Source organism: Psychrobacter sp. 1U2, assembly GCF_051847575.1.
Genome location: NZ_JBPYDC010000132.1, coordinates 1 through 1,690 on the forward strand (window position 1 = coordinate 1; position 1,690 = coordinate 1,690).

The 1,690-nt window shown below is 43.1% G+C and carries 1 protein-coding gene; it reads right to left on the bottom strand.

Annotated elements, in window-relative coordinates; all coding sequences use genetic code 11:
* Positions 1 to 82: 82 nt before the first annotated feature.
* Positions 83 to 1,690, bottom strand: a 1,608-nt coding sequence (plsB, locus tag ACS8FD_RS13825; protein WP_439276295.1) for a glycerol-3-phosphate 1-O-acyltransferase PlsB, incomplete at its 5' end; no start/stop codon positions are given.

The window sequence follows — 1,690 nt, forward strand, 5'->3', positions numbered from 1 at the left end:
AAACCTCAAGTTTTATACAATAAAAAAAGACCTCTAATTATTAGAGGTCTTTTTTATTAGCATATAAAGAAGCAAGTACGCCCTAACGCTTAAGACCAAATTTGCGCTGCTTTTTATTACTAATCTCAGTAATCGCATGGGCGATCTCTTCATCATCAAGACTGGCGATTTGCTGCAAAATTTGCATCATGTCAGGGCTTAGTACATATTTAGCATGATGAGCGATATCGTCAATACGCTGATCGAAGTTTAGCACGCCTGTGTCTTTATCTACTTGTAAGTAGTTCAGACGAGTCAGTGCTGTGACAAAACTTAAGAACAAGGAGCGATCAAAGAAATCAGGAATATCATCAGCATACAATACTGATAAACGTTGACCAAGCAGATGACAAAGATCAACTACTTCTTCTGTGGTCAAGTTTCCTGAGCCTTGTTGTGACAACAACGCCAAGGTCATAAAGTAACGCTCAAGACTCTGGGCAACAGGAGCGGCGAGGACTTCTAGCTGCTGATAACAGCTACTATTAGCATCTGGCACACTGAGCATGCCATCACCTAAGTCGATAATTAGGCCATGATCGATCAGGTTGTCGATTTTTTGATTAAGCGTATCCATCAGACCGTGCGCTGGATAGTATAAAAACAGCTCGCTTTGCAAGAAAGGATACATCTGAGTAACGATATCATCAAGACGGCTGCGACTCACGCGACCATTGCGTGCGACCAGTGCAGCTAAGAAAGACAATAGGATAAATACATGCAAAATGTTATTACGGAAATAGCTCAATAGCGCGGCTTGCTTGCCAGCGACTTGAATGATATCACCCAAAATATGCGGTATACGCTCAATAAGTTTGAGCTTGATACCATAGTCGATGATTTTTTGCGGGCTCATATCTGTGACGATAGTGTCATCAGAGTAGGGTATTTGACGCGCAATACCTTGATATAGGGCGATTTGTTCGCGGCAGATGTCTTCATCAAGAGCCGCTTTTGGCGCTGATAGTAAGACTAGAGACAGTAATGATACGGGATTGACGACCGCCGCTTTATTGATATGCTGCATGATCTTTACACCAATATTATCAACCATGGCACTGGCTTTTTCATCAAGTGGCGTATCGGTACGATCAGCGGGTAAGCTATCAGCAGGCACATCGAATTTTTGCATAAAGTCGCTTAGGTGCAGCGGTGTGCCAAAGCTTAAATGTACATTACCAAAAATACGCTCAATTTTGCGTCCAACTTTTAGTAACCCAATTAAGGATTCGGACTCTTTTGGCTTGCCTTTTAGCTCGCCGATATAAGTGCCACCTTCCATAATGCGCTCATAACCAATATAGGTCGGAATAAAGACTACGGGTTTATTGGTTTGGCGTAGCTGACTATGTATCGTCATCGCTAGCATGCCCATCTTTGGTGGTAGCAAGCGTCCTGAGCGTGAGCGTCCGCCTTCTATAAAGTATTCAATCGGCGTATTACGAGTAATAAGCGTGTGCATATACTCACGTAACACTGCGGTATAAAGCGCATTACCACGAAAACTACGACGAATATAAAAAGCCACAGCACCGCGTAACAAAGGTCCTAATACTGGAACATCTAAGTTGTCGCCCGCTGCCACATAAGGAATGCTCAGACCGCGCTTATAAATAACGTAGGATAAGAGCAAGTAATCAACATGGCTACG